We start from the raw sequence: 4,071 nt of genomic DNA on the forward strand, positions 1-4,071 counted from the left end.
TTTATCGTCAGCTACAGCCTGCCGCTCTGGTAAGGCTTGCGTGCACAACTGCTCCTCGTGAAGCATTTCGGGCCCTGCGGGGCCTGTTTTTTTACCGCGGTGCAGCGTAATGGCGTTTCGCCTTCCTGCGTTGACGTTAACGTAAAGACTTGCTAGCGTGCCGGCCACGCGGCTTCATCCGCGCCGTCTTTTTCAAGGGATAACCGCCATGGCCGCCAAGACCTACAGCATTTCCGAACTGGCCCGTGAGCTGGACGTGACCACGCGCACCATCCGTTTCTACGAGGAGCAGGGCATGCTCTCGCCGACCCGCCGCGGCCAGGAGCGCATCTACACGGCCAAGGACCGCGTGGCGCTGAAGCTGATCCTGCGCGGCAAGCGCATCGGCTTCTCCCTGGCCGAGTGCAAGAGCCTGATCGAGCTGTACGACCCGCAGGGCGACAACCGCAATCAGCTCAACATCATGCTGGGCAAGATCGCCGAGCGGCGCCTGCAGCTCGAGCAGCAGTTGCTCGATATCCAGCAGATGCAGCTGGAGCTGGACACCGCCGAAGAGCGTTGTCGCGCGGCCTTGCTGGAGATTCCCGAAACGCGTTGAGTTCAGTCCCGCAGACTGCCCAGGGCGCCGCGCAACGCGCCCTGCGCCATATCGCGCAGCAGCGCCTGACGGGCCTGGCCACTCAACTGCGGTGCCTCGACCCAGGCCGGCAGCTGGTTGAGCAGGGTGACGATGCCGCCCAGCGCCGCCCGGCAGCTGTCGCCGAGCGGCTGGCCGTGACACTGCTCGACGCTCTCCACCAGCAGTCGTTGATAGCGTGCGCGAAGCGCGCCGATCTGTCGCTGCTGCTCGGCGTTCAGGCAATGGCTCTCGTATTCGGCGAGACGAAAGTGCGCCGCCATGCGCCCGTGCAGCTGCAGGTGTGCCTCGACCAGCGCCTGCAGCCGCGCGTTCGCTGGGGCGGCCTGGCGGCTGACCTGCTGGGCGCCATGCAGCAGTTCCTCGTAGAGCTCCTCGATCAGCTCGAACAGCAGCGCCTCCTTGCTCTCCATATGGTTGTACAGCGAGCCGGCAGCGATACCCAGATGCTCGGCCAGGTCGCGCATGCTGACCCGGCTGAACCCGCGGCAGGCGAACAGTTCCAGCGCCTTGAGGCGCGTGTTCTGGTAGCGCGAGGGATCGGTGCGGCGTTGGCTGGCGGGCATGGCGGCAGGAATGGAGTAGCAGGGGGCGCCAAGCATGGCGCCGCTGATGGTGAAAGCCTAGGTCGGCAGCGCTCGGCTTGGCCGAGCGCTTTGGCCAACGGCCGTTACAGGGGGTAGTGCGCCAGCTCGCGGGCGATCAGCAGGCGCTGGATCTCGCTGGAACCCTCGTAGATCTGGGTGATGCGTGCGTCGCGGTAGTACTTCTCCACCGGGAAGTCCTCCAGGTAGCCGTAACCGCCGTGGATCTGGATGGCCTTGGAACACACCCATTCGGCCATTTCCGAGGCGAACAGCTTGGCCTGCGAGGCCTCCGACAGGCAGCTCAGGCCTGCGCTCTTCAGCTGCGCGGCATGCAGGATCAGCAGGCGCGCGGCGTTGAGCCGGGTGTGCATGTCGGCCAGCAGGTTGGCCACGCTCTGGTGTTCGGCGATCGGCTTGCCGAACTGCACCCGCTCGCGCGAGTAGCCCAGCGCCGCCTCGAAGGCCGCGCGGGCGATGCCCAGGGCCTGGGCGGCAATGCCGATGCGCCCGCCCTCGAGGTTGGCCAGGGCGATGGCCAGGCCCTTGCCGCGTTCACCGAGCAGGTTTTCTTGCGGGATGCGGCAGTCCTGCAGGGTCACCGCGCAGGTGTCCGAGGCCTTGATGCCCATCTTGTGCTCGCTGCGTTCGACCACGAAGCCCGGGGTGTCGGTGGGCACCAGAAAGGCTGACAGGCCTTTCTTGCCCAGCTGCGGGTCGGTGACGGCGAAGACGATGGCGAGTTTGGCGCGCTTGCCATTGCTGACGAACTGCTTGGTCCCGTTGAGCAGCCAGTGACCGTCCTGCAACACCGCCTGGGTGCGCAGGTTGTGCGCCTCGGAGCCGGCCTGCGGCTCGGTGAGACAGAAGCAGCCGATGGCCTGGCCGCTGGCCAGCGCCGGCAACCAGGCGTCCTGCTGGGCGGGGTTGCCGTACTTGAGCAGGGGGCCGCAGCCCACCGAGTTGTGGATGCTCATCAGCGCGCCGAGGGCGCCGTCACCGGCGGAGATTTCCTCCACGGCCAGGGCGTAGGCGACGTAGTCGGTGTAGCTGCCGCCCCATTGCTCCGGCACCACCATGCCGAGCAGGCCCAGTTCGCCCATCTGCGTCACCACGGTGTCGTCCAACCAGCCGGCTTTTTCCCAGGCCTGGGCGTGCGGCGCCACCTCGCTACGGGCGAAGTCGCGGGCCATGTCGCGGATCATGCGTTGGTCTTCGGTCAAATCGATATCGTGCATGTTCTACTCCTAGTGGCAGCTGGTGTGCGCGGTGCACCCCAAGGCGGCGTGGCCGGGGCGGAAGCCGGCGAAGAAGGCCTGCACCCGCGCGGGCGACAGCTCGGCCAGACTCGGTGGGTTCCAGCGCGGCGTCCTGTCCTTGTCGATGATCAACGCACGCACGCCTTCCATGAAGTCGCCCTTGGCGAACCACTGGCGATCCAGGTGCAACTCCAGGGCGAAACAGTCGGCCAGGCTCAGATGGCGACCGCGGCGCAGCAGCTCCAGGGTCACCGCCATGGCCAACGGCGAGCGGCTGCCCAGCAGCTGCAGGGTCCGCTCGGCCCAGTCGGCGGCACCGGTCTGCCGTTCGGCGTGCAGCGCCGCAAGGATCGCCGGCAGGTCGGGCGCGGCGAAGCAACGCTCGATGGCCGGGCGCAGTCTAGGCAACTCGGCGTGCGGCAGCTCGCCGCTGGCCAGCTCGGCGAGCAGGGTGCGCAGGTCGTCTTCGGGCGAGTCGCTCCAGGGCAGTCGATCCAGTGCCGCGTCCAGTTCGGTCAGGCGGTCGCTGTCGATGCAATGGTCGGCCAGGCCGGTGTAGAGCGCATCGCCGGCGCCGATCTGCACGCCGCTGACGCCCAGGTACAGGCCCAGCTCGCCGGGCAGGCGCGGCAGGAAGTAGCTGCCGCCGACGTCGGGGAAGAAACCGATGCCGACCTCGGGCATGGCCATGCGCGTGCGCTCGGTGACCAGCCGCAGCGAGGCGGCCTGGGCCAGGCCCATGCCGCCGCCGAGTACGTAGCCGTCGAGCAATGCCAGCACGGGCTTGGGATAGGCGTGCAGGCACTGATCGAGGGCGTACTCCTCTTCGAGAAAACGCAGGTGCAGGTCGTCGCCGCTGCGTTGGCTGTCATACAGCGCGCGGATGTCGCCGCCGGCGCAGAAGGCCTTGTCGCCGGCGCCGCGCAGGACCACCGCGCGAATCGCCGGGTCCTGCGCCCAGGCGTCCAGCTGCATCTGCTGCTGGCGCACCATGACCAGGGTCAGGGCGTTGAGTCCGGCCGGCCGGTTGAGCGTCAGGTGGCCGACGCCGTTGCGCACGGCCACCAGGATCTGCGGCTCGGCGCCGCTCATGCCGGCTGATCCTGCTGGTACAGCTTGATGATGGCGGAGAAATCCAGGCCGCCATGACCCTTGAGGCTCAAGCTCTGGTACAGCTGCTGCGCCGCGGCGCCGAGCAGCACCGGTTGGCGGGCGTGCCTGGCCGCCTCGGTAGCCAGGCCCAGGTCCTTGAGCATCAGCTCGGCGCCGAAGCCGCCGCTGTAGCCGCGCGAGGCCGGGGCGTTGTCCAGCACGCCGGGGTAGGGGTTGTTGATCTCCGAGCTCCAGCAGCGGCCGCTGGAGGTGTTGATGATGCCGGCCAGCACCTTGGCGTCCATGCCCAGCGCCACGCCCAGGGCCATGGCCTCGGCGACGCCGACCATGGAGATGCCCAGCAGCAGGTTGTTGGCGATCTTCGCCACCTGGCCATTGCCGCTGTCGCCGCAGTGCACCAGGTTCTTGCCCATGGCAGAAAGAATCGGCCCGGCGCGGTCGAACGCACTTGCCGGACCGCCGACCATAAAGGTCAGAG

5 protein-coding genes are annotated in these 4,071 nt (G+C 67.9%); 1 reads left to right on the plus strand and 4 read right to left on the minus strand.

Annotated elements, in window-relative coordinates; genetic code table 11:
- Window positions 1-208: 208 nt before the first annotated feature.
- Complete coding sequence (locus N878_RS14120; protein WP_021444290.1) at window positions 209-598, plus strand: MerR family DNA-binding transcriptional regulator; 390 nt, start codon at window positions 209-211, stop codon at window positions 596-598.
- A gap of 2 nt (window positions 599-600) precedes the next feature.
- Here the strand turns inward: N878_RS14120 and N878_RS14125 are convergent, their stop codons facing one another.
- The 4 genes from N878_RS14125 to N878_RS14140 all read right to left on the minus strand — a co-directional run.
- Complete coding sequence (locus tag N878_RS14125) at window positions 601-1,239, minus strand: TetR/AcrR family transcriptional regulator (RefSeq protein ID WP_021444291.1); 639 nt, start codon at window positions 1,237-1,239, stop codon at window positions 601-603.
- A gap of 68 nt (window positions 1,240-1,307) precedes the next feature.
- Window positions 1,308-2,459: an acyl-CoA dehydrogenase family protein gene (locus N878_RS14130; RefSeq protein ID WP_021444292.1), complete on the minus strand. Its 1,152-nt coding sequence runs from the start codon at window positions 2,457-2,459 to the stop codon at window positions 1,308-1,310.
- Between the two features lie 9 nt (window positions 2,460-2,468).
- The gene (locus tag N878_RS14135) at window positions 2,469-3,572 is read right to left on the minus strand and encodes an enoyl-CoA hydratase/isomerase family protein (protein ID WP_021444293.1); all 1,104 of its coding nucleotides are present in this window, start codon (window positions 3,570-3,572) and stop codon (window positions 2,469-2,471) included.
- On the minus strand, window positions 3,569-4,071 hold a 503-nt coding region (locus N878_RS14140), incomplete at its 5' end, for an NAD-binding protein (RefSeq protein ID WP_021444294.1). The genes N878_RS14135 and N878_RS14140, both read right to left, overlap by 4 nt.

It is taken from the genome of Pseudomonas sp. EGD-AK9, from assembly GCF_000465935.2.
In the GTDB taxonomy this organism is placed as follows: Bacteria; Pseudomonadota; Gammaproteobacteria; order Pseudomonadales; family Pseudomonadaceae; genus Aquipseudomonas.